Source organism: Priestia sp. VA7 (assembly GCF_055710015.1).
The window spans coordinates 172,226-194,356 of record NZ_JBVQPN010000001.1 but is presented as its reverse complement, the minus strand read 5'-3'; the positions used below and the strand labels follow the sequence as shown (position 1 = coordinate 194,356).

General features: G+C 38.9%; 23 protein-coding genes and 1 riboswitch. Of the genes, 2 read left to right on the top strand and 21 right to left on the bottom strand.

Annotated elements, in window-relative coordinates; translation table 11 throughout:
- Positions 1–164: 164 nt before the first annotated feature.
- Positions 165–371 (top strand): hypothetical protein, encoded by a 207-nt coding sequence (locus AC0C45_RS01045; protein ID WP_013059387.1) that lies wholly within the window; start codon positions 165–167, stop codon positions 369–371.
- Positions 372–437: 66 nt separating this feature from the next.
- On the opposite strand, the gene ssuD is transcribed toward AC0C45_RS01045, so the two are convergent.
- From ssuD to AC0C45_RS00980, 13 genes are all read right to left on the bottom strand, one after another.
- Complete coding sequence (gene ssuD, locus AC0C45_RS01040; RefSeq protein ID WP_016765674.1) at positions 438–1,562, bottom strand: FMNH2-dependent alkanesulfonate monooxygenase; 1,125 nt, start codon at positions 1,560–1,562, stop codon at positions 438–440.
- Positions 1,559–2,113, bottom strand: coding sequence for an NADPH-dependent FMN reductase (gene ssuE / locus AC0C45_RS01035; protein WP_016765675.1), 555 nt, complete (start codon positions 2,111–2,113; stop codon positions 1,559–1,561). The genes ssuD and ssuE overlap by 4 nt, the downstream gene beginning before the upstream one ends.
- A gap of 69 nt (positions 2,114–2,182) precedes the next feature.
- Positions 2,183–3,037 carry an ABC transporter permease gene (locus AC0C45_RS01030; RefSeq protein WP_016765676.1) on the bottom strand — a complete coding sequence of 285 codons (855 nt, stop codon included), beginning with the start codon at positions 3,035–3,037 and terminating at the stop codon, positions 2,183–2,185.
- Between the two features lie 10 nt (positions 3,038–3,047).
- Positions 3,048–4,034, bottom strand: a complete 987-nt coding sequence (locus AC0C45_RS01025; RefSeq protein WP_237893013.1) for an aliphatic sulfonate ABC transporter substrate-binding protein — start codon at positions 4,032–4,034, stop codon at positions 3,048–3,050.
- 33 nt (positions 4,035–4,067) lie between these two features.
- Complete coding sequence (locus tag AC0C45_RS01020) at positions 4,068–4,811, bottom strand: ABC transporter ATP-binding protein (RefSeq protein WP_026106708.1); 744 nt, start codon at positions 4,809–4,811, stop codon at positions 4,068–4,070.
- Between the two features lie 190 nt (positions 4,812–5,001).
- Complete coding sequence (locus tag AC0C45_RS01015) at positions 5,002–6,213, bottom strand: cation:proton antiporter (protein WP_025750630.1); 1,212 nt, start codon at positions 6,211–6,213, stop codon at positions 5,002–5,004.
- Positions 6,214–6,714, bottom strand: a complete 501-nt coding sequence (locus AC0C45_RS01010; protein ID WP_013085158.1) for a cation:proton antiporter regulatory subunit — start codon at positions 6,712–6,714, stop codon at positions 6,214–6,216.
- Between the two features lie 148 nt (positions 6,715–6,862).
- On the bottom strand, positions 6,863–7,192 hold the full coding sequence (locus AC0C45_RS01005) for a hypothetical protein (RefSeq protein WP_237893016.1): 330 nt from the start codon (positions 7,190–7,192) through the stop codon (positions 6,863–6,865).
- 200 nt (positions 7,193–7,392) lie between these two features.
- Positions 7,393–7,617: a spore germination transcription factor GerE gene (gene gerE, locus AC0C45_RS01000; protein WP_013059396.1), complete on the bottom strand. Its 225-nt coding sequence runs from the start codon at positions 7,615–7,617 to the stop codon at positions 7,393–7,395.
- Between the two features lie 174 nt (positions 7,618–7,791).
- Complete coding sequence (locus tag AC0C45_RS00995; protein ID WP_280168739.1) at positions 7,792–8,241, bottom strand: acyl-CoA thioesterase; 450 nt, start codon at positions 8,239–8,241, stop codon at positions 7,792–7,794.
- A gap of 63 nt (positions 8,242–8,304) precedes the next feature.
- On the bottom strand, positions 8,305–9,078 hold the full coding sequence (gene sdhB, locus AC0C45_RS00990) for a succinate dehydrogenase iron-sulfur subunit (protein WP_013059398.1): 774 nt from the start codon (positions 9,076–9,078) through the stop codon (positions 8,305–8,307).
- 3 nt (positions 9,079–9,081) lie between these two features.
- Positions 9,082–10,869 (bottom strand): succinate dehydrogenase flavoprotein subunit, encoded by a 1,788-nt coding sequence (sdhA, locus tag AC0C45_RS00985; RefSeq protein WP_237893018.1) that lies wholly within the window; start codon positions 10,867–10,869, stop codon positions 9,082–9,084.
- Between the two features lie 29 nt (positions 10,870–10,898).
- Positions 10,899–11,507, bottom strand: a complete 609-nt coding sequence (locus AC0C45_RS00980) for a succinate dehydrogenase cytochrome b558 subunit (RefSeq protein WP_013059400.1) — start codon at positions 11,505–11,507, stop codon at positions 10,899–10,901.
- A gap of 489 nt (positions 11,508–11,996) precedes the next feature.
- Here AC0C45_RS00980 and AC0C45_RS00975 point away from each other — a divergent pair, with 489 nt between their 5' ends.
- Positions 11,997–12,524 carry a YslB family protein gene (locus AC0C45_RS00975; RefSeq protein WP_013085162.1) on the top strand — a complete coding sequence of 176 codons (528 nt, stop codon included), beginning with the start codon at positions 11,997–11,999 and terminating at the stop codon, positions 12,522–12,524.
- Between the two features lie 49 nt (positions 12,525–12,573).
- Here AC0C45_RS00975 and AC0C45_RS00970 read toward each other — a convergent pair whose 3' ends face one another.
- The 8 genes from AC0C45_RS00970 to AC0C45_RS00935 all read right to left on the bottom strand — a co-directional run bounded on the left by AC0C45_RS00970 (position 12,574) and on the right by AC0C45_RS00935 (position 21,958).
- Positions 12,574–13,806 (bottom strand): aspartate kinase, encoded by a 1,233-nt coding sequence (locus AC0C45_RS00970; RefSeq protein ID WP_034648714.1) that lies wholly within the window; start codon positions 13,804–13,806, stop codon positions 12,574–12,576.
- Between the two features lie 141 nt (positions 13,807–13,947).
- Positions 13,948–14,125, bottom strand: a riboswitch (Lysine riboswitch).
- Positions 14,126–14,190: 65 nt separating this feature from the next.
- Entirely contained in the window at positions 14,191–15,957 is a 1,767-nt protein-coding gene (gene uvrC, locus AC0C45_RS00965; RefSeq protein WP_472927876.1) for an excinuclease ABC subunit UvrC, read from the bottom strand.
- Between the two features lie 224 nt (positions 15,958–16,181).
- Positions 16,182–16,496, bottom strand: a complete 315-nt coding sequence (gene trxA, locus AC0C45_RS00960) for a thioredoxin (RefSeq protein WP_013059404.1) — start codon at positions 16,494–16,496, stop codon at positions 16,182–16,184.
- 408 nt (positions 16,497–16,904) lie between these two features.
- Positions 16,905–17,885 (bottom strand): electron transfer flavoprotein subunit alpha/FixB family protein, encoded by a 981-nt coding sequence (locus tag AC0C45_RS00955; RefSeq protein ID WP_034648713.1) that lies wholly within the window; start codon positions 17,883–17,885, stop codon positions 16,905–16,907.
- A gap of 33 nt (positions 17,886–17,918) precedes the next feature.
- A complete protein-coding gene (locus tag AC0C45_RS00950; RefSeq protein ID WP_237893022.1) occupies positions 17,919–18,692 on the bottom strand; it encodes an electron transfer flavoprotein subunit beta/FixA family protein in 774 nt (257 codons plus the stop codon).
- Positions 18,693–18,710: 18 nt separating this feature from the next.
- A complete protein-coding gene (locus AC0C45_RS00945) occupies positions 18,711–19,484 on the bottom strand; it encodes an enoyl-CoA hydratase (RefSeq protein WP_013059407.1) in 774 nt (257 codons plus the stop codon).
- A 79-nt stretch (positions 19,485–19,563) separates the two neighbouring features.
- On the bottom strand, positions 19,564–20,148 hold the full coding sequence (locus AC0C45_RS00940) for a TetR/AcrR family transcriptional regulator (RefSeq protein WP_013059408.1): 585 nt from the start codon (positions 20,146–20,148) through the stop codon (positions 19,564–19,566).
- Between the two features lie 112 nt (positions 20,149–20,260).
- Positions 20,261–21,958, bottom strand: a complete 1,698-nt coding sequence (locus AC0C45_RS00935; RefSeq protein ID WP_034648708.1) for an AMP-binding protein — start codon at positions 21,956–21,958, stop codon at positions 20,261–20,263.
- Positions 21,959–22,131: the final 173 nt, after the last annotated feature.

Here is a 22,131-nt window from a genome sequence, read left to right as displayed (position 1 = left end):
AATCAGGAATTAATTGGTATTACAACCCACTAAATTTACATATCGACAAAAAAATCAATAGGTAAATAAGAAAAAAATTGAACATTTTGTGAATATTTTGTGTCTTTTTTGGAAAGTATTTGATATAATAATTGTAAGAAGAAAAAGAATAGGAGGCGACTAAAATGAGAAGATTCTTACAGTTTTACTTTATGTTTAGTTCTCTGTTCTGTTTTGGAAGCGTTTTCGTCCTACTTATGTCTCAAGAATATTATTTTGCACCGTTATTCCTCACACTGGGCTGTTTAAATATTTTTCTCTTTAAAGTATATATTCAAGAAAGTCGAAAAGATAAACAAGCTGCACCTGAAAAACCTAAACCAACAATTTAAGGAACTCGTCTCTCGGCTGAGATGAATGTAAAAGAAGAACCGGTGAATTTTTCACCGGTTCTTCTTTTACGACGTTGAAGCTTTTGGAAACCTATCGTTTGCAATAATCTCACCGATGCTTTCACTCTTTCCTTCACCGTCATCAATATTTAAAAGCGGGAACAATAATTCTCCTACGTGATAAGCCTCTTCTAAATGCGGATAGCCTGATAAAATAAAAGATTCAATTCCTAAAGCTTCATATTCTTTTATTCGTTTCGCTACATTTTCAGCACTGCCTACTAGTGCAGTTCCTGCGCCTCCCCGGACGAGCCCTACACCTGCCCATAAGTTAGGGCTAATCGTAAGTTCCTCTCGGGTTCCTCTATGAAGGCTCGCCATTCGCTGCTGCCCGACTGAGTCATACCTAGCAAAAGTACGCTGTGCAGCTTGAATCGTGTCGTCGTCCAAATGCTGAATTAATCGATCGGCTGCTTGCCAGGCTTCTTCTTCCGTTTCGCGTACAATAATATGCAAACGAATCCCAAACTTAACGGTTCTGCCTTCTGCTTCTGCTTGCTTTCTCACAGCCGTTATTTTTTCTCTTACTTGTTCAGGAGGTTCGCCCCACGTTAAATACACGTCAGAATGTTTTGCTGCAACTTTTTGTCCTGCAGGTGAAGATCCGCCAAAATAAATAGGTGGAGAAGGTTTTTGAACAGGTGGATACAACAGCTCGCTGTTCTCTACATGAATATGTTTTCCTTCATAATTAACCGTATCTCCAGCCAATAACCCTTTCCACACATCTAAAAATTCATCCGCAGCTTCATAACGTTCATCATGTGATAAGAAAAGGCCGTCTCCGGCTAATTCTGCTGGATCTCCTCCTGCTACTACGTTAACTAGTAAACGACCGTTTGAAATTCGGTCAAGAGTCGAGGTCATGCGCGCTGCCACGGAAGGAGCCATAATGCCGGGACGTACCGCTACTAAAAATTTCAAACGCTCTGTTTCAGGTATAAGTGAAGCAGCCAATAGCCACGGGTCTTCGCATGATTTCCCCGTTGGAATCAAAACTCCTTCAAACCCTAACCGGTCAGCTGCTTGAGCAACTTGCCGAAAATATGAATAGTCTGCTGAACGACCTCCTCGATTTGTCCCTAAATATCTTCCATCTCCATGGGAAGGAATAAACCATAACATTTTCATGATTCAACACTCCTTTTCGTTTGTTCTAGATGATATCCCAGCTCTTTTAATGAACGTTTAATTCTCGCTTCTGCTTCTTCCGCAATAAACTCAATTTCATTTTCTTTCGTATAGGCCACCTCAGAATCAACAATATAAACTCCATGAATAAGAGCAGTAGCTCCTAAAATGGATAAAGTCGGCTTAAATACATAATCAAGAGCCAGTAGGTGAGCAATGGTTCCCCCTGTAGCTATCGGCAGCACGGTTTTATTGTGCAAACCTTTTTCAGGTATTAAATCTAAAAATGTTTTTAAAATTCCTGTGTAGCTAGCTTTATATATTGGGCTGACAATAATAACGGCATCAGCATCTGCCACTTTCTTTTGAGCTTCTTGAATCGCAGGGCTAGAAAAGTTAGCATATACTAAGTCTTCAGCGGGCAAGTCACGAACATGCACGGTTTTCACTTCATATTTTTCATCTTGTAGATGTGCTGCAATATACTCGCTTAAAGCAGCTGACCTTGATTGCTTTGAAGGACTTCCTGTAATAATTGTAACCTGACTCATTATCATCTCTCCTTTTAACTTATAAAACTGATAGATTTACAAGGATTAATACGTATATAAATCCTTCTTTTATTTTTCACCTGCGTAGCTGTCTCTCCATTTAAGAAGACGCTTTTCTAATACTCGGACAAATGAATCGGTTAATTTGCCTACAACAGCAAAAATGATAATTCCGACAAAAACTACGTCCGTTTGAGAAAACTGTCTAGCATCCATAATCATGTATCCTACACCTTCACTTGCTCCCATTAATTCAGCAACTACCAGTCCGAGCCATGCAATACCTAAAGACAATCGGACACCAAGTAAAATATTAGGAAGAGCAGCTGGTAAAATAAGTTTTGTAATTTGTTTCCATTTACTAAATTGAAGAACACGAGCAACATCAAATAATTTCGAATCAACGCCGCGAATACCTAGATACGTATTAACATAGATTGGGAAAAATGCACCGTTTGCAATTAGCAATATCTTTGAAATTTCACCAAAGCCAAACCATAAGATAAATAAAGGCGCCAACGCAAGGTGAGGAACAGTTCTAAGCATTTGAATAGATGGATCCATATAGTGCTCCGTTTTCTTTGAGAAACCGACAATTACACCAAATAGTAACCCTAGTCCAGCTCCAACGGCAAAACCTATGGCAGCACGCAAAATACTGATTTGAAGGTTAGCTCCGAGTTCTCCAGATACGATGAGCTGTTTGAAAGAAAGTATGATATCAACAGGTGTAGGAAGAACAGTTTTGGATACATAGCCCGCAGAACCAATGATTTGCCACACGACAATAAGCAGAAGTGGCACGACAAGAGAACGAAGAAAAATTCCCTGCTTATTTTTCGCTTCTTCCTTTCTTTTTTTCATTTTTTGCAAGTGAGCTGCTGAAGACTGGACATGTCCTGAAACCACAGATGTTTTACTCATTTTCATCACCTCATTTTTCTTTTAATGCTTTTTCAATAAATGAATTATCAACGACATCTCCAGTATCAATTTTCTTTTTAATAACGCCTAAAGATTGTTGAAAATCAGCTGTCCGCTGTTGTTCTGCAATAATTTCTTTAGAGGTTGGGCGATTATAGGCAGGATTATTTTTTAACACTTGTCTTACTACGTCTTTATCTAGATTTTTTTGTTTTGCTAAAATATCCACAGATTCTTCAAAATGTTTGTTTTGCCATTCAAGCGCTTTTTGATAAACTTGTAAAAACTTAACGACTAACTCTGGATGATCTTTTGCAAAGCCTTCTCTTACAATAGTAAAACCTGGTGAAGCAACCTTTAATGAATCGCCGTCTGCTAAAATGCGAGCTTCATTTTTTAAGTTTTGCAGTGAGATAAACGGTTCCCAGATTGACCATGCATCCACTGATCCATTTTCAAATGCTGGCTGAGCTTCGTCTGGCTGAAGCTGAATAATCTTTACATCACTTGGCTTCAACCCATTTTGGTCAAGAGCTCTGTACAATAAATTAAAACCGCTGCTTCCTTTCGCAACCGCGATCTTTTTACCTTTTAAATCTTTTACGCTTTTAATCTTGCTGTTTTTCCCTACTAAAATGGCATTTCCTTTCAACCCGTCGCTGGAATTAGCAATTTCTAAAAACGGAATGTCTGCGCCTTGACCAGAAATAACCGGTGAATTTCCAACTTGGCCGAAATCCAAATGTCCAGATGCTAAACCTTCAAATTGCGGAGGTCCGCTTTGAAACTCTGTCCATTTAACATTTACACCTATTTTTTTAAATTCTTTTTCAAACCATTTTTGGTTTTGTGCCAGCATTAAAGGACCTAAGCTTTGTTGGATACCAATATTAATCGTAACGTTTTTTGAATCTTCTCCGCTCGCTTTTTCTTTCGTCCCGCACCCAGCCAATGCGAGAACAAGTACAATAGCTGCAGTTAAAAGTAGCTTTTTCATCTGTTCTGTCCCCTTCTCTGTCTTATTGAATCTTTAATGTTCTCCTGCTTCTTCAAATTCTTTCAGTACTTGCTGCCTTAGCTGCTGAAACGGTAACTCTGTCTTTTTTCGCGGATGACTAATTTCTACTGGAACGACCCGGCTAATTTCTCCTGGTCTGGCACTCATAATCACAATTTTAGTCCCCAAGTAAATGGATTCATCTAAATCATGGGTAACAAAAATCATGGTTGTTTTTTCTTTTTTCCATATGTCTAGCAGTACATCTTGCAAATGAGTGCGCGTAAAAGCATCTAACGCACCAAACGGTTCATCTAACAATAAAACTTCTGGATTTCTTAAAAGAGCACGCGCAATAGCAACTCGTTGAGACATCCCCCCAGATAGTTCTCGAGGATAAGCTTTTTCAAATCCTTTCAGCCTGACAATATCAATTAACTCATCTACGCGGCGCCGAACGTTCGAATCTTTTAGCGATAAGTCAGCCGCTATATTTTGCTCCACATTAAGCCAAGGGAACAAGCGGTGTTCTTGAAAGATCATTCCTTGTTTAATGCTAGGTCCGGCTATGTACTTCCCGTTGATTTCAATACGCCCTTCATAATCCATATCAAGTCCTGCAATCATTTTAAGCAGTGTACTTTTTCCGCACCCGCTCGGACCAATAACGGTAATAAATTCACCTTTATTAATCGTAAGATTTACATTTCGCAATGCTTGAGTTACTTGTTCTCCTTTTTGAAATGAGCGGTTAACAGATTGAATGACAACACTCACAGCAGTTCCTCCTCCTTGAATTTTTAAATCAAAAGCTCGTTCATCTAAAAACACAAAAGCTCCTACCTGAAAAAGGTAGGAGCTTTCGGTTGGCCGATCAGCCCATTGCTATATTTAACTGATTTGTTATTGGATTATTTTGAATTTTATCATATTAATCCTATTTGTCAACTGTGTTTTATATATTTTATCACTTTGATTCTTGAGGATTTGGCTTTTTCCATTTAAATACTGAGTTTAAAAATCCGTATATATGCTTAGACTCCTTCGTTAACAAAGGGCCAATAATAGCTAAAATCAATACATAAAGCGCGGCGAATGGCTGAAGAATTGCGGATAATCCTCCTTCAATTCCAATGTTAGCCATAATGATCGAAAACTCGCCTCGTGACATAATCGTTAACCCAATGTTGGTAGAGGCCTTGTGTGACAGCCCGCTTTTTCTTCCTGAAATCATACCGGCTGTAAAGTTACCAATGATCGTAAGCGCAACTGCGCCAAGCGCAAGCCATCCTGCATCCCACAGCGTAAGAGGATCAATACTTAACCCGAAGCTGAAGAAAAAGATAGCTCCAAAGAAATCACGAAACGGTACGACAAGATGTTCAATCCGATCGCGATGTTCCGTTTCAGAAAATACAAGTCCAAGCAATAACGCACCAATTGCTTCTGCCACGTGAATTGTTTCAGAGAAGCCTGCCACAAAAAACAATACCGCAAAAACGACGATTATAAAGATTTCGTTTGATGAAATATTTAAAAGTTTATTTAGTAGCGGCGTGGCTTTTCGAGCAATGATAAAGAACAGCATCATATAGCCAAACGCAATTAAAATAGATGTTAAAGATCCAGCAAGCGATCCGTGGTCTCCAAGCACCAACCCTGAAACGACAGAAAGATAAACGGCTAAGAAAATATCTTCAAACATGATGATCCCTAATATCAGTTCCGTTTCTGGATTCGCTGTTCGTTTTAAATCAACCAATACTTTTGCGACAATTGCGCTGGACGAAATCGTAATAATTCCAGCGATAATCAGCACTTCAAGGAGAGGATTTCCTGTCAGGTATCCATACAATAATCCTAAAGTGAAGTTAATTAAAATATAAATAGATCCTCCCACTGCGATGGACCTACCTGATTTAATTAGCTTTCCAACTGAAAATTCTAATCCTAAATAAAAGAGTAAAAAGAGAACTCCAATTCTCCCCATGAATTCAATAATCTCTTGGCTTTCAATAAACTTTAAACTGAATGAGCCAAACTCAGGAGCATGGGGACCGACCGCCATGCCCAGCAGAATGAGGAATGGAATAATCGTAAATTTAAATTTATGTGCTAGTATAGCCGCTAAAGCCACTAGTAACAAAGCTGTCCCAACTTCAAATACTAAATGATCCAATTATGAACTACCTCCTTGTGAAAGCAATTCTTTAATGAGCGTTTTTAAATTCCCTCGTTCTCCAGAGATAACAAGCGTATCTCCTTCTTCAATCAACGTATCTGGTCCTGGAGTTGATAATTTTTTTTGCGTGTTTTTAATGACGGCGATGATAGTGACATCATAGTTGCTGCGAACGTCAATTTCACCAATTGTTTTACTGTGAGCTTTCGCTTGTTTTTCAACTTTATACCATTCAATAACTAAGTCATTGAATGCTACTTCAATGGTTTCCATTGCTTTTGGCTTGTAAATCATGCCGCCTAAAATTGCAGCTAGCTGTCTTGATTCCGTATCTGTTAACGTAATATCAAAAATGCTTTCTTCTAAATCTTTTTGATCGAAGTGATAGATTTCACGTCGTCCATCATCATGAATGATAACAACTACGCGGTTTCCTCCGCTTGTCTCAATTTCAAATTTACGGCCGATTCCTGGCAATTCCGTTTCTTTAATCATCATTGAATGATCACTCCTATAAAGTTTTTAAAAAGAATTTTTTAATTTTGCCGCGTTATTTGCCTAGAAAATCCGCATAGCAAATAAGCCTAAGAATAGTTGGTAATTTTAGGTTTGAAGAAAAGGCTGTTGAAATTTCAACCTTTTTTATTTAATTGAGGTAACTTGATTGAAAGATTTTTGGATAAAAAAGTGTTTTCTTGAGGATAAAATACGCAATTTGATGCGTCGGAATGATGAGTTTGGCACTCACCCATACTAAAGCAAAAGTTACTATCACACTTTGTATGAGAGATCCTATTTGTTTAACGCTGTGCTTAGCTCCTGGAGACATGTGCACGATATCCGTGGAATGCTGAACCGAACTTTTTGCGACCTTCACTTTTTCAAAGTCGTTATCAATAAATTTATCTGGCAAACTCGCAAAAGGCAAACAGAATATCATGCATAACAATAAGCTCATCCATATATTTTTCATCATCTCACCTCTCTTTCTTCTGAACTAGTATCTCCTCACTTAAAAGTATACGTACTCTGAAATTCAATTTCAAGCAATAAGTTTTTTTTATAAAGATTTACCTTTTTTATAATTTTTTCTTAACGTTATTCTTTTTAGATATGTATGCGACACTGAAAAAAATATACAAAAAGCTGGCTTTCTAAGAAGAAAGCCAGCTCATGTTATAGTTCAAGTTCTCCCATTCGAAGGAGTTCTACGACTGCTTGAGAACGCCCCTTGACTCCAAGCTTTTGCATCGCATTAGAAATATGATTTCGAACTGTTTTTTCGCTAATGAATAGTTCACTCGCGATTTCTTTTGTTGTTTTGTCCTGTACTAAAAGCTCGAATACTTCTCGTTCACGCTTTGTAAGTAGCGGTTTAGGTTGAAACTCTTTTTCTTTCAATGTAACCCTCCTTGCCTGATCCTGAGTTGAACTATCGGATGGGTGTAAATTTAGTCAACATATCTTATGTGCGGTATGCCTACGCGGTTACTAGTTTTAGAAAAAATATGCAAAAAACTCTTTTTCACTTTTAAAAAAGAAAAAAAGCCTGAAGAAAGAGCCTTCAAGCCATTTTCATATATTTGATAAACGCCTTTTCATCTCTTCATTCCAAGGGACGCTTTTTCCTGTTTTTTTAGAAATTTGCACCATTGTTCCTCTCCCGGTGAGTACAACCTCTTTTTGCTCATTTTGAATCATATAGTGTAAATCAACCGACGAACGTCCAATTCTATGAGCTTTTACAAAAACAGATAGCGCGTTGCCAAAATAAACTTGTTTGACATAATCGCACTGCAAATCAGCCACCACCGGTATCGTTCCCTCATGCTCACTCGTCCACTTTTGCATAAAGCCAATATGGTGAAAGAATTCAGTACGTATTTGTTCAAAATACACAAAAGGGACCGTATTATTTAAATGCCCAAACATATCTGTTTCCGAAAATCTTACCTTGATCTCCTGCTTAAACGAAAATGACTCTTTCCAATGATCCATGTCTTCAATATACGAAATATTATTCATCTGTATTTCCTCCGTTCGTCATAGACAAAATAAAACCTCTCCGCGTGGAGAGGTTTTGAGTGATTATACTTGATCGCTACCAAAGAAACTTCTGAATGCTTGAATTGTTGTATCGCGGTTCAAAGCTGCAATTGAAGTAGTCAATGGAATTCCTTTTGGGCATGATTGAACGCAGTTTTGAGAATTCCCGCAGTTCGCTAGTCCTCCATCACCCATAATCGTCTCTAAACGTTCTCCTTTATTTAACGCACCGGTTGGATGGGCATTAAACAGGCGAACTTGAGAAAGCGGTGCTGGACCGATGAAGTTTGACTTGTCGTTTACATTTGGACAAGCTTCTAAGCAAACGCCACATGTCATACATTTGGATAACTCATACGCCCACTGACGTTTCTTTTCAGGCATACGCGGTCCTGGACCTAAATCGTATGTGCCATCGATTGGAACCCAGGCTTTTACTTTTTTTAGTGAATCAAACATACGGCTGCGGTCTACTTGCAAATCACGAACCACAGGAAATGTTTTCATTGGTTGTAAGCGAATTGGCTGTTCTAGTTTATCAACAAGAGCTGTACATGACTGACGAGGTTTACCGTTGATGACCATTGAACAGGCTCCGCATACTTCCTCTAAACAGTTCATTTCCCAGTTTATCGGAGCAACCTCTTTACCTGAAGCATCAACAGGGTTACGTCTGATTTCCATCAGTGCTGAAATAACGTTCATATTCGGACGATACGGAATTTCAAACTCCTGATTGTAAGGAGCAGATTCAGCTGAATCTTGACGTGTAATAATGAAGCGCACTGTCTTTTGGACTGTTTGTTGTTCACTCATTGATTAACGAACCCCCTCTTGTTGTTTTTTTGGTTTTTCATCTTTTTTCTTTGTGTAGTCGCGCTTACGCGGTTTAATTAACGATACGTCTACCTCTTCATAATGGAAAGAAGGAGCCGTTTTCTTATCCACAAAAGCTGCCATTGTTGTTTTTAAGAATTCTTCATCGTTACGATCTGGGAAATCTGGCTTATAATGAGCACCGCGACTTTCGTTACGGTTGTAAGCTCCTAGCGTTACAACACGTGAAAGCTGAAGCATGTTTTGCAGCTGACGAGTAAATGTTGCCGCTTGATTACTCCATTTAGCTGTATCATTAATGTTGATACGATCATAGCGTTCAATTAATTCTTGAATCTTTTCATCTGTTTTTAACAGTTTGTCATTGTATCGTACGACTGTCACGTTGTCAGTCATCCATTCCCCTAGCTCTTTATGAAGAACGTATGCATTTTCTGTACCTTGAAGATTCATGATATTGTTCCATTTCTCTTCTTCTTCTTTCACATGACGATCATATACGTTTGAAGAAATAGCGTCTGCGCTCTTTTCTAAACCATTGATGTATTCAACCGCTTTAGGACCGGCAACCATACCACCATAAATAGCTGATAATAATGAGTTTGCTCCTAAACGGTTCGCTCCGTGCTGTGAATAATCACACTCACCAGCTGCGAATAAGCCAGGAATATTTGTCATTTGATCGTAATCCACCCATAAACCGCCCATTGAATAGTGTACGGCTGGGAAAATTTTCATTGGTACCTTGCGCGGATCATCGCCCATGAATTTTTCATAGATTTCGATGATACCTCCAAGTTTAATGTCTAGCTCTTTTGGATCTTTATGTGAAAGGTCCAGATAAACCATGTTCTCTCCGTTGATTCCTAACTTCTGCGCTACGCAGACGTCAAAAATTTCACGAGTTGCAATATCACGAGGTACTAAGTTACCGTATGCAGGATATTTTTCCTCTAAGAAATACCAAGGTTTACCGTCTTTATATGTCCAAACGCGTCCGCCTTCTCCACGAGCAGATTCACTCATAAGACGAAGCTTATCATCTCCTGGGATAGCAGTTGGATGAATTTGAATAAACTCTCCGTTTGAATAGTATGCACCTTGCTGATACACGATAGATGCCGCTGAACCTGTATTAATAACTGAGTTCGTCGATTTTCCAAAAACAATTCCAGGTCCACCTGTAGCCATAATAACCGCGTCAGCTGGGAACGTTTTAATTTCCATTGATTTTAAATTCTGTGCAGAAATTCCGCGGCAGCTGCGCTCATCGTCAAGAACAGCACCTAAGAATTCCCATCCTTCGTACTTTGTCACAAGTCCGGCAACTTCATAGCGACGAACCTGCTCATCTAATGCGTACAATAATTGTTGACCCGTTGTTGCTCCAGCAAAAGCCGTACGGTGATGCTGCGTCCCGCCAAATCGTCTGAAGTCTAACAAACCCTCAGGAGTACGGTTAAACATAACACCCATGCGGTCAAGTAGGTGGATAATACCAGGAGCTGCTTCACACATTGCTTTTACAGGTGGCTGGTTGGCTAAAAAGTCTCCGCCGTACACTGTGTCATCAAAGTGTTCCCATGGTGAATCCCCTTCACCTTTCGTGTTTACGGCTCCGTTGATTCCACCTTGCGCGCAAACTGAGTGAGATCTTTTTACCGGAACTAGTGAAAATAAATCTACTTGCTTGCCAGACTCAGCAATTTTTATTGTTGCCATCAAGCCAGCTAAACCGCCACCGACTACGATGATTTTTCCGTTACTCATCGGAACCCCACTCCTTCAAAACCTTAATTTTATGCAAATGCGAATAATGTACGAACACCTACAAATGTAAGTGCTAAGAAGATTGCTAATGTCACATAAGTTGAAATTCTTTGAGAACGTGGTGTTACAGTTAACCCCCAGCTAACTCCAAATGACCATAGACCGTTTGCAAAGTGGAAGATCGTAGATACAACACCAACTATGTAGAATGCAAGCATTGCCGGGTTGCTTAAAATTCGTTCCATCATTTGAAAATCTACTTCTTTTCCAAGCGCAGCTTGTATTCTGGTTTCCCATACGTGCCATGTGATGAAGATAAGTGTGATTACACCTGAAACACGCTGAAGGATAAACATCCAGTTACGGAAAAAACCGTAGTTGTTAACGTTTGTTTTAGCAGTGAATGCGATGTAAAGACCGTATATTGCGTGAAAAACGATTGGTAAGAAAATAATGAAAATTTCTAGAGCATAGCGGAAAGGTAAGCTCTCCATGAAGTGAGCTGCTTGATTAAATGATTCTTCTCCCTTTGTCGCGAAATGATTCACAACTAAATGCTGTGTTAAGAAAATCCCGATTGGTATTACCCCAAGTAATGAATGGATTCTCCGATATTGAAACTCTCTGTTTGCCGCCATCTGCGTAGACCCCCCTTAGTTAAATGAACATAGTTTGTGAAGAACTTTCTTACTCCCACTAGACAAATAGATTAATCGTGAATACAGGAAATGAAAACCTTTGCATTTCCTAATAAAGTATGTGACAGGTTAATTTTACTCCCATCGATTAAGAGCGTCAAGGCAAGATGTTTAAATCTTCTATAAAATATAAATTTATAAAATTTTATATTTGTTAACGCTTACTGTATTGATGTTACAGGTTTTTTCTTTCTATTATAATATTGCTTGCCACAAATAAGTAAGCGTTTACTTTACACTTTTATTGTAAACAAGTTCACAAAACATTTACACAGGTAAAAGTACCCTTTTAAAAGGTATATTATGGATTTTTTATCTTTACATCTAACTCTTTTTACCATAATAAAGATCCTCTTACATTTTATTAAAAAAATGCGTGAGAGGTTTTTTAGATTTGTATATAATAGTAGTAAAGAAAGAGGGGAAACCATGAGCAATTTACAAACAGAATCACAGCAAGAACTTGAAGAGACGATGGAAACATCAGAACCTAATGTCACAGCTGAAACAGAGGGAACTCTTGATCACGTTTCATATTTCGGATACAGCCTTTTGCGTGATGTGTTAATTCCAGAGCTTCTTGGAGACGAGACGAATGCCATTTCATACTGGGCAGGAAAACACCTTGCGCGGAAATACCCGTTAAATACAATGGATGAAATCGTCGCTTTTTTTAAAGCAGCTTCCTGGGGAACACTGACACTTGCAAAAAAAGATAAATATTCACTAGAACTTGAGTTATCAGGTGATGTGGTCAGCAAAAGATTTCAGCAGGAAACTTGTTCGTTTCATCTTGAGTCAGGATTTGTGGCTGAACAGATTCAGCGTCAAAACAACTGCCTAACAGAAGCCTACTTAACACATAAAGAAAAGAACGGAAAAGTGCTGATTTCCGTGCAGTGGGACCGAAAAGATATCTTACCTACCGAAACACGCGCGGAGCGTTATAAAAAGTAGGAAATACGTATATAAAAGACGTGGAGATACCACGTCTTTTTTCTCTTCTTTATACTTGCACTGCTTGCTGCTCTTCTAATTCAAATGCTATGTGAAGCGTCTCAACAGCTTTTACCATATCAGCATGCGGTACAACTGTAGATACTTTAATTTCAGACGTGCTGACCATCTTCACTTCAATTTTCTCTCCTGCCAGCACTTCAAACATTTCCGCTGCAACGCCTGGATTAGAAATCATGCCAGAGCCAACAATTGATACTTTAGCCAGACCGCTTTCATGTTCAATACGCGTATATCCTAAAGTAGATTTATACTCTTTTAAGACGGCAAGAGCGGCGTCTACGTCTACGGTTTTAATAGAAAATGAGATAGAGAGACGATTATTAGCGGTTACGTTTTGAATAATAATGTCCACATTTAACTGTTCTTTTGCTAATGCTGTAAAAATAGTAGAAAGAGTTTGCAACTCGTTGTTTAACCCTTCAATTGTTACTCGTGAAATATTATCTTCAAACGCAATTCCTCTTACGACCAAGTTTTGTTCCATTGAAACTTCCTCCTCAACAATCGTTCCATTCTCGTTTTCTAAGCTTGAACGCACTTCTAGCGGTACCTGATAATTTTTTGCAAACTCAACAGCGCGCGGATGCAGCACCCCTGCTCCCAAATTAGCTAATTCTAACATTTCGTCATATGAAATAGAGTGAAGCTTACGAGCATCTTCTACATAGCGCGGATCTGTCGTAAACACTCCTGTTACGTCTGTATAAATATCACATTTTGCAGCTTTTAATGCTGCGGCAAGAGCTACTGCCGTCGTGTCAGAGCCGCCTCGACCTAATGTTGTAATGCTTCCATCTTCTGAACAGCCTTGGAATCCAGCTACTACTACGATTCGGCCTCTATCTAATTGGCTTTGAATACGAGTCGTGTCAATGTGCTGGATTCGTGCATTGCTGTGAACTGCTTCCGTCTGGATACCAGCTTGCCAACCTGTTAGCGAAGTTGCTTCATACCCTTTATATTGAAGGGCCATTGTTAACAGGGAAATCGTTACTTGTTCTCCAGTTGTAAGAAGCATATCCATTTCGCGTTTGCTTGGACTGTCCGTAATATCACTTGCTAATTTCACCAGTGCATCTGTAGTTTTGCCCATTGCCGATACAACAACTACTACTTGGTTACCGCGCTCTGCTTCTTGAATAACACGGTTTGCTACATTTTGGATACGTTCAACAGAACCAACAGATGTTCCACCAAATTTTTGAACGATTAATGCCATAATTTTGTTCATTCCTTTTCAATAAATTTGCATATGCAGGATGATGAGAAGCTAAATTTTTTTACTCAGACAATAAAAAAAGCAATGAGATGAGCTCTCATTGCTTAACGAACGAAAATTATAAAATATAACCGTCCACTGCCGTGAGATAGCTCTCCAAGAATCTACATCTTGACAATCCTACGTTTATTCAACGCAGAACCAGCAATCATTACTATGAGGTAATGTTCACTTCGGCAAATTTCCCTTTCCGCATCATTCATAAGAGCTCATACCCTTCCTGATACGTACTGATTAAATTTGCACCTCTATCTTCACTTCATTTGATGAAGTGTCGTATGAAATTAGTTAATAGCTTATCAAATATTTTCTATTATTTCAAGACTATTTTTGCAATGTTTCATAAATTTTTTCAGCGATGTTTTGAGGAACACCTGAATTTCGAATATCATCAACCGTTGCTTCTTTCAATTTTTTCACGGAACCAAAATACTTTAACAAAGCTTTTTTACGCTTTTCGCCCACTCCCGGAATATCGTCCAGAACAGACTGAAAAGCAGACTTAGAGCGCACTTGACGGTGGAAGGTAATCGCAAAGCGGTGAACTTCATCTTGAATTCGCTGAAGCAAATAAAATTCTTGACTATTGCGTTCAAGCGGTATGATTTGAGGAGGCTCACCAATCATCAGGTTGGAGGTTCTGTGCTTATCATCTTTGACAAGACCTGCTGTAGGCACTAAAAGTCCCAATTCATTTTCGAGAACGTCCTGTACTGCAGCTAAATGCCCTTTGCCTCCATCTACAACAATTAAATCTGGAAGCGGAAGACCCTCTTTTAACGCTCTGGAATACCGTCTGCGAACGACTTCTCTCATGGAACTGTAATCATCTGGTCCCTTTACCGTCTTAATTTTATATTTGCGATATTCTTTCTTTTCCGGTTTCCCATCAACAAAAACAATCATCGCAGAAACGGGATCTGTCCCTTGAATATTTGAATTATCAAATGCTTCGATCCGATAAGGAACGGCAATTCCAAGCTCTTCTCCTAACCGTTCAACTGCGCCAACCGTGCGCTCTTCATCTCGTTCAATTAAATAGAATTTTTCACTGAGCGCAATTTTTGCATTTTTACACGCAAGTTCTACTAATTCTTTCTTTTTGCCTCGCTTTGGATGCTGAACCTCTACTTCCACTAATTTCTCAGCCAACTCTGCATCAATCGTTGCTGGAACCATCACTTCTTTTGGCTTAATATTTTTGGCATAAAACTGACCGATAAAAGTTAAGAAATCTTCTTCTGGCTCTTTATAAAAAGGAAACATAGAAACTTCTCGCTCAATTAACTTCCCTTGGCGAATAAAGAAAACTTGAACACACATCCAGCCTTTATCATAAGAATAGCCAAACACATCTCGATTAACAAAATCATTAAACGTTACTTTTTGCTTTTCCATTGTCGCTTCGATATGAGCAATTTGATCTCGATATTCTTTAGCCCGTTCAAAGTCAAGTTCTTCTGAAGCTTTTAACATTTTTTCAGTTAACTCTGTTTTGACATGCTCATATCCACCATTTAAAAACCGCGTGATATTTTCAATAATTTGTTTGTTTTGCTCTTCTTTTACTTCTTTTATGCAAGGAGCTAGGCATTGCCCGATATGGTAATACAAACAAGGCCTGTCTGGCATGGTAGAGCACTTTCTTAATGGATAAATGCGATCAAGAAGCCGCTTTGTTTCATTTGCAGCTTGAACGTTAGGATAAGGACCGAAGTATTTCCCTTTATCTTTTTTTATTTTTCTTGTAATAACAAGTCGGGGCTGTTTTTCAGCTGTAATCTTAATAAAGGGATAACCCTTATCATCTTTAAGCATGATATTGTATTTTGGATCATGCTTTTTAATTAAATTCATTTCTAAAATAAGCGCTTCTAAATTAGAAGATGTGACGATATATTCAAAATCGACAATGTCGTTTACAAGTCGAAGCGTCTTTCCGTCATGAGATCCGGTAAAGTAGGAGCGCACTCGATTTTTTAATACTTTTGCTTTTCCTACGTAAATGACCGTTCCATATTTATCTTTCATTAAGTAACAGCCGGGCTGATCCGGTAAAATAGCCAGCTTTTCTTTTAAATAATCGTTCATATTTTTCTCCTTCCTCTTCTCTTACTCTGTCCATCTATACATTCGCTTATGAAGCGTAACCTACATTCTTTCCTGCCTTACAATACATGCACATAAGCCGGATTTATGGCGGTGTTCCTTACATCTAGTATAAAACAAACGAACGCATATTCGCTAAATAAAAGTATTCCCAAAAGAGAAAAAGTGGAGAAAAAGAAAAAACCTAGCCTGAGCTAGGTTTTGACTTACGCGTGTTTATTAATTAATTCTGTTAATGCTTCTTTTGGTTGGAAACCAACTACTTGGTCAACTTTCTCTCCATCTTTAAATAATACTAAAGTTGGGATACTCATAACACCAAATTTTCCAGCCGTTTCTTGGTTTTCATCAACGTCTACTTTCACGATTTTAACTTTATCGTTAAGTTCGCCATCGATTTCTTCAAGAACTGGAGCAATCATTTTACAAGGTCCGCACCATGGTGCCCAAAAGTCAACAAGCACTAGGCCTGATTTAATTTCATCTGTAAAGTTTTTATCTGTAGCATGTGCAATAGCCATTTTAATTCCTCCTAAATATATGCAATATCCAAATTCTACTCACAGTATATCACCTTCAAATAAGGTTTGCTAACTTTTTGCTTACATTTATACTGTTTATTCTCCGATCTAGTTTGTACAATTTGCCTAAAAATATGCGTAGAAAATTTCGCTTTCCACGTAATAAAAGAGATTGAGACCTAACTAAATCAACCGAATCTAAAAGCGAACAGATTGGATAAATAAGCTCGTACAAATCACTTGTTCCACCGCTGTTGATTTCCGTGCAAGACTTCGCTTTCCGCGGGAGTCTTCGCCTTGCCCTCCAATCACCAGCTAAAAGCAACTACGTCCATGAAAAAATCCGAACGATTAATCGTTCGGATCTTCCTTCAACAAAAATACGTTTGTCCTAGCCTCTTTTACTATTTACGCAGACTGCACTTTCAGCTTTTTAAATTCTTCCGTTAACAGAGGCACCACTTCAAATAAATCTCCAACGATTCCGTAATCAGCTACTTTAAAAATATTTGCCTCGGGATCTTTGTTAATGGCAACAATAATTTTTGAATTTGACATGCCGGCCAAATGCTGAATGGCTCCCGAGATTCCGCAGGCAATGTATAAATCTGGTGTGACTACTTTGCCCGTCTGACCGATCTGAAGAGAATAGTCGCAGTAATCTGCATCGCACGCTCCGCGAGACGCCCCAACAGCTCCATTTAACACGTCCGCTAGTTCTTGGAGAGGTCCAAAACCTTCCGTGCTTTTTACACCTCGACCACCTGCAATCACGACTTTTGCTTCGGATAAATCAACCCCTTGCGTTGCTTTCCGTACAACTTCTTTTACAACTGTACGCAGGTTTTTGATTTCAACATTTAAATCCTCTACATGGCCTGTACGTCCCTCATCTTTTGCAAGCGGTGAAATATTATTTGGACGAATCGTGACAAACGTAAAAGCATCGGTCATGATTTTCTTTTCAAATGCTTTACCAGAATAAATTGGGCGGGTGAAGACTACTTGATCCCCTCCAACTTCTACATCTGTCACATCTGAGATAAGTCCTTTGTCTAAGCGAGCTGCCAGTTTTGGCGCTAGATCTTTGCCAAGAGCCGTATGGCCAAATACGATAGCTTCAGGCTGTTCACTTTCAATGATGGCTAATAACGCCTGAGCATAACCATCCGATGTGTAAGCAGCTAAATCTTCATGCTCCGTCACAACAACTTTATTCGCTCCGTACGCAATAAGCTCTTCACTTAAAGCTTTTACGTCCTTTCCTACTAAAGCTGCAACAATTTCCCCACCGTCAGCTACAGTAGACGCTGCGGAAATCGCTTCAAACGATACGTTTCGTAATCCCCCATCACGTGCTTCTCCTAGAACTAACACTTTGCGTCCCATTGCAATACCCCCATTGTTTTGACTTTTGACTTATTAAATGACTTTTGCTTCTTTATGCAGTAAATTGACCAGTTCTGTCACTTGATCTTTTATATCTCCTTGTAGTACGCGTCCTGCGTCTTTTTTCGGAGGCAAATAAATTTCAATTGTCTTTGTTTTTGCTTCTACATCATCTTCATCTAAATCTAAATCATCCAATTCCACTTCAACCAACGGTTTCTTCTTGGCTTTCATAATCCCTGGAAGAGATGGATAGCGAGGTTCGTTAAGTCCCTGCTGAGCTGTTACTAAAAGAGGAAGCGACGTTTCGATAACCTCGGCGTCACCTTCCACATCGCGTACAACAGTCACTTTTTCACCTTCGATATCCAATTTTGTAATCGTCGTAATATAAGGGATTTCTAACTGTTCTGCTACGCGCGGCCCCACTTGGCCCGAACCTCCGTCAATCGCTACGTTTCCTGCCAAAATTAAGTCAGGAGATTGTTCTTTTAAGTACTGTGCCAGCAGCCTAGAAGTCGTGTACTGATCGCCATCTTCTATGTCATCTTCCGTATTGATTAAAACCGCTTTATCTGCTCCCATAGCCAAAGCTGTTCGGAGTTCTTTTTCTGATTCTTCCCCTCCTACACTCACGACCGTAATCTCCCCACCATGCTTTTCCTTTAGCTGAATAGCTTCTTCAACTGCATACTCATCGTAAGGATTAATAATAAATTCAGCCCCATCTTCAACAATTTGACCATTTTTTAATGAAAGTTTCTCCTCTGTATCGAATGTTCTTTTTACTAACACGTAAATATTCATTCAATTCCCCTCCTAAGCTTATTTTCCTAAAAATTTAGGCTGGCGCTTTTCAATAAAAGCAGCTACGCCTTCTTGAGCATCCCGGCTTTTGAATACGCTTCCAAAAAACTGCGCTTCTTTTTTGATACCGCTGTAATAAGCATCTGTTTTTACATGCTGAAGCAGCTGCAAGGTAGCTTTAACAGAGATTGGGCTTTTTTTGGCAATTTTTCTAGCAAGTAAAAAAGTTTCATTGATAAGCTGACTTTCTTCAAAAGCTGCATTTGCCAATCCTAACTCCACTGCCTCGCTTCCGGATATTGGATCACTTGTCAGCATCATCTCACAAGCCTTATGAACTCCTACATAACGAGGTAATCGCTGAGTTCCTCCAAATCCTGGTATAATCCCTAACTGAAGCTCAGGCAAGCCCAGCTTAGCATTTTCTGTTACCAAACGGATATGGCAGCTCATAGCAAGCTCCAACCCTCCGCCTAAAGCAGCTCCATGAATAGCTGCAATCACTGGTTTTGGGTAATTTTCAATATACTCAAAGAGCTCTTGACCGTTAACAGCAAGCTTCTCGTATTCTTTTTCCTGCTGAAGTGATGTGAATTCTTTTATATCAGCCCCGGCACAAAAGAATTTCCCTTCACCTTTAATGACGATAACCCTTGTCTCTTTGCTATCTTCTAAATGTTTTAAAACACTTGAAAGATCTTTTAATAAATCTTGAGACAAAGCGTTAGCAGGTTGTCTATTCAACGTAATGAAGCTTATTGCATCAACAGTTTCAACCTGGATAATCTCCATTTGTTTACGCCACCCTTTCTTTCTATTTTCATTACCTTGCGCTTTTCCCCTCGCAGGGGAGCAGCAGGCTCACTTACGATTATGAGCCGCTGCAGCCGTTTAACAGCAGGGAATGGACTTTATCTACCGATTCTATTAGACCATATCGATGATCGTTCATTACCCATGTTGTGACAGTTTCATCAATCGTTCCAAAAATCATCTGTCGCGCAAGACGAATATCTATATTTTCAGAAAACTCACCCGTTTCGATTCCTGTCTGCAAAATAGAATCAATGAGAGTCAGATAATCTTTTAATACATCGTTAATTTTTAATCTTAAATCTTTGTTCGATTGACGCAGTTCGAGCTGTGTCACTGTAGCTAAATGATGATCCTCCGCTAGAAACGAAAAATGTTTGTCAATTAACACATGAAGTTTTTCTGCCGCGGTTTCAATTCCCGCCAGTTCTTCATAAATTTTTTCTACAAATTGTCCCATCTTCTCTTGAAATAAGGAAATCAAGACATCTTCTTTGTTTTTAAAATATAAATATATCGTACCGTCTGCAACTCCAGCCTGCTTAGCAATTTTAGAAACCTGAGCATTGTGGTATCCGTTTTCTGCTATTACTACTACAGCTGCATCGATAATCTGTTTATACTTTGGCTTATTTCTTCTCAATCTTATACGCTCCTTTAAAATATGAATGATTATTCATTCATATCTTTATAATAAAGAAACCGCAAGTATCTGTCAATTATGTTTCAGTAAAAAAATCAAAGGCGACGATCGATTACGTCGCCTTTTTATGCTTTTCATTTTCTTCATCAATCAGCGCTCGTCGCAGAATCTTACCGACCGCTGTTTTGGGAAGCTCATTTCGAAATTCATAAAGGCGCGGAACTTTATAAGCAGCTAAATACTTTCTAGAAAACTCATTTAACTCTTCTTCAGTACATCTTACACCATTTTTTAATACAATGTAAGCCTTCACCGTTTCTCCTCTATATGGGTCAGGAACACCCACCACTACAGCTTCTTGAATTTTTTCATGCTCATATAATACTTCTTCAACTTCTCGAGGATAGATATTATATCCCCCGGCAATAATAATATCTTTCTTCCGATCTACTACATAAAAATAACCTTTATCATCCATATAGCCAACATCACCTGTTAGCAACCATCCGTCTCGCATAACAGCCTCCGTTTCTTCAGGCTGCTTCCAATATCCTTTCATTACCTGAGGACCTTTAACCGCAATTTCTCCTACTTCGCTTACAGCAGCTTCTTTACCTGTTTCAAACGAGAGAATTTTGGCATCTGTGTCTGGCCAAGGCACCCCAATGCTTCCTGGTATTCTCTCTTTCCAAAGAAAATTAGCATGAGTAACAGGAGAGGTTTCCGTTAATCCATATCCTTCCACTAATTTACCTCCGGTGAGCTTTTCAAACTGCTCCTGCACTTCCACAGGAAGTGGAGCCGAACCGCTCATACATGAATCAATAGAAGATAAGTTGTATTTTGCTAAATCAGGATGGTTTAATAATGCAATGTAAATCGTCGGAGCACCTGGAAATAAAGTAGGCTGCTGCTTATGAATGGTTTTGAGCGTCGTTTTTGCATCAAATTTAGGCAGAAGAACCATCTCATAGTTTTGCAAAACTGATAAAACAAGAACCGTTGTTAAACCATACACATGAAAAAATGGAATAATTCCAAGTACTTTTTCTTCTCCATACCTGCAGCGGTATAACCAATGTGAACACATTGTTGCATTGGCTACCAAGTTTTTATGAGTAAGCATGACTCCTTTTGGAAAACCTGTTGTTCCCCCGGTGTATTGTAAAATGGCGATATCTTCGTCTGAAATTCCCTCAGCGTTACATACTGCGGGAGAGGATTCATTTATAATACGTTTAAATAAATGAGTAGTCTCCGTATGACTCACATCCACACTTATCTTCTGCTGCTTGCGCTGAATAAATGGATAGATTATGTTTTTGGGAAATGGGAGATAATCTTGAATGGAGGTGATAACTACGTGCTTTATCTTTGTTAACGCTTTCATTTTAACTACACGCGGATATAGCAAATCGAGTGCAATAATCATGGTCGCTTCTGAATCATTAAGCTGATACTCTAACTCTCTTTCCGTATACAAAGGGTTTGTTTGAACGACTACTCCTCCGGCAAGAAGAACAGCATAAAAGGAAATGACAGCTTGAGGGCAATTTGGAAGCATAATGGCTACTCTATCCCCTCTTTTTAATCCCAGTTCAATAAGGTAAGATGACAGCTTCAGAGAATCTTGATGCAGCTGGGAAAACGTCATTTTTTTCCCTAGAAAATAGATTGCGCTTTTTTTAGGATCCTTTTGAACTGCTTCTTCAAAAAGCTGTGCTAAATTTTTTTGTTCATAATGAAGCCTATCAGGTATTTCATCCGGATATTGAGAAAGCCATATCTTTTCGGTGGATTCCACACGCATCCTCTCCCTCAAAAAAATAAAAAATTAGAATTTTCTAATTAAAATTATAGTTCATTCTTTTTTTAGATGCAATCGTTATTGAATGTTCTCTTTCCTACCTAATCACTCTTTCATTCTGCAGCGTAATAAATAAAAATTGGATTTACCCCTGTACATTATCCGAATTTTTTGTA

Bases quoted from the DNA above. Each gene is read 5' to 3' on its own strand.
- sdhA (WP_237893018.1), bottom strand. From the start codon at position 10,869: ATGAGTAACGGAAAAATCATCGTAGTCGGTGGCGGTTTAGCTGGCTTG.
- AC0C45_RS00975 (WP_013085162.1), top strand. From the start codon at position 11,997: ATGAGCAATTTACAAACAGAATCACAGCAAGAACTTGAAGAGACGATG.
- AC0C45_RS00955 (WP_034648713.1), bottom strand. From the start codon at position 17,885: ATGGGACGCAAAGTGTTAGTTCTAGGAGAAGCACGTGATGGGGGATTA.
- AC0C45_RS00945 (WP_013059407.1), bottom strand. From the start codon at position 19,484: ATGGAGATTATCCAGGTTGAAACTGTTGATGCAATAAGCTTCATTACG.
- AC0C45_RS00980 (WP_013059400.1), bottom strand. From the start codon at position 11,507: ATGGCGGCAAACAGAGAGTTTCAATATCGGAGAATCCATTCATTACTT.
- AC0C45_RS00995 (WP_280168739.1), bottom strand. From the start codon at position 8,241: ATGAATAATATTTCGTATATTGAAGACATGGATCATTGGAAAGAGTCA.
- AC0C45_RS01025 (WP_237893013.1), bottom strand. From the start codon at position 4,034: ATGAAAAAGCTACTTTTAACTGCAGCTATTGTACTTGTTCTCGCATTG.
- sdhB (WP_013059398.1), bottom strand. From the start codon at position 9,078: ATGAGTGAACAACAAACAGTCCAAAAGACAGTGCGCTTCATTATTACA.
- AC0C45_RS00935 (WP_034648708.1), bottom strand. From the start codon at position 21,958: ATGCGTGTGGAATCCACCGAAAAGATATGGCTTTCTCAATATCCGGAT.
- uvrC (WP_472927876.1), bottom strand. From the start codon at position 15,957: ATGAACGATTATTTAAAAGAAAAGCTGGCTATTTTACCGGATCAGCCC.
- ssuE (WP_016765675.1), bottom strand. From the start codon at position 2,113: ATGAGTCAGGTTACAATTATTACAGGAAGTCCTTCAAAGCAATCAAGG.
- AC0C45_RS01045 (WP_013059387.1), top strand. From the start codon at position 165: ATGAGAAGATTCTTACAGTTTTACTTTATGTTTAGTTCTCTGTTCTGT.
- AC0C45_RS01010 (WP_013085158.1), bottom strand. From the start codon at position 6,714: ATGATGATTAAAGAAACGGAATTGCCAGGAATCGGCCGTAAATTTGAA.
- AC0C45_RS00950 (WP_237893022.1), bottom strand. From the start codon at position 18,692: ATGAATATTTACGTGTTAGTAAAAAGAACATTCGATACAGAGGAGAAA.
- trxA (WP_013059404.1), bottom strand. From the start codon at position 16,496: ATGGCTATTGCACATGCTACAGATAAAAACTTTACAGATGAAATTAAA.
- AC0C45_RS00970 (WP_034648714.1), bottom strand. From the start codon at position 13,806: ATGGCATTAATCGTTCAAAAATTTGGTGGAACATCTGTTGGTTCTGTT.
- AC0C45_RS01030 (WP_016765676.1), bottom strand. From the start codon at position 3,037: ATGAGTAAAACATCTGTGGTTTCAGGACATGTCCAGTCTTCAGCAGCT.
- ssuD (WP_016765674.1), bottom strand. From the start codon at position 1,562: ATGAAAATGTTATGGTTTATTCCTTCCCATGGAGATGGAAGATATTTA.
- AC0C45_RS01005 (WP_237893016.1), bottom strand. From the start codon at position 7,192: ATGATGAAAAATATATGGATGAGCTTATTGTTATGCATGATATTCTGT.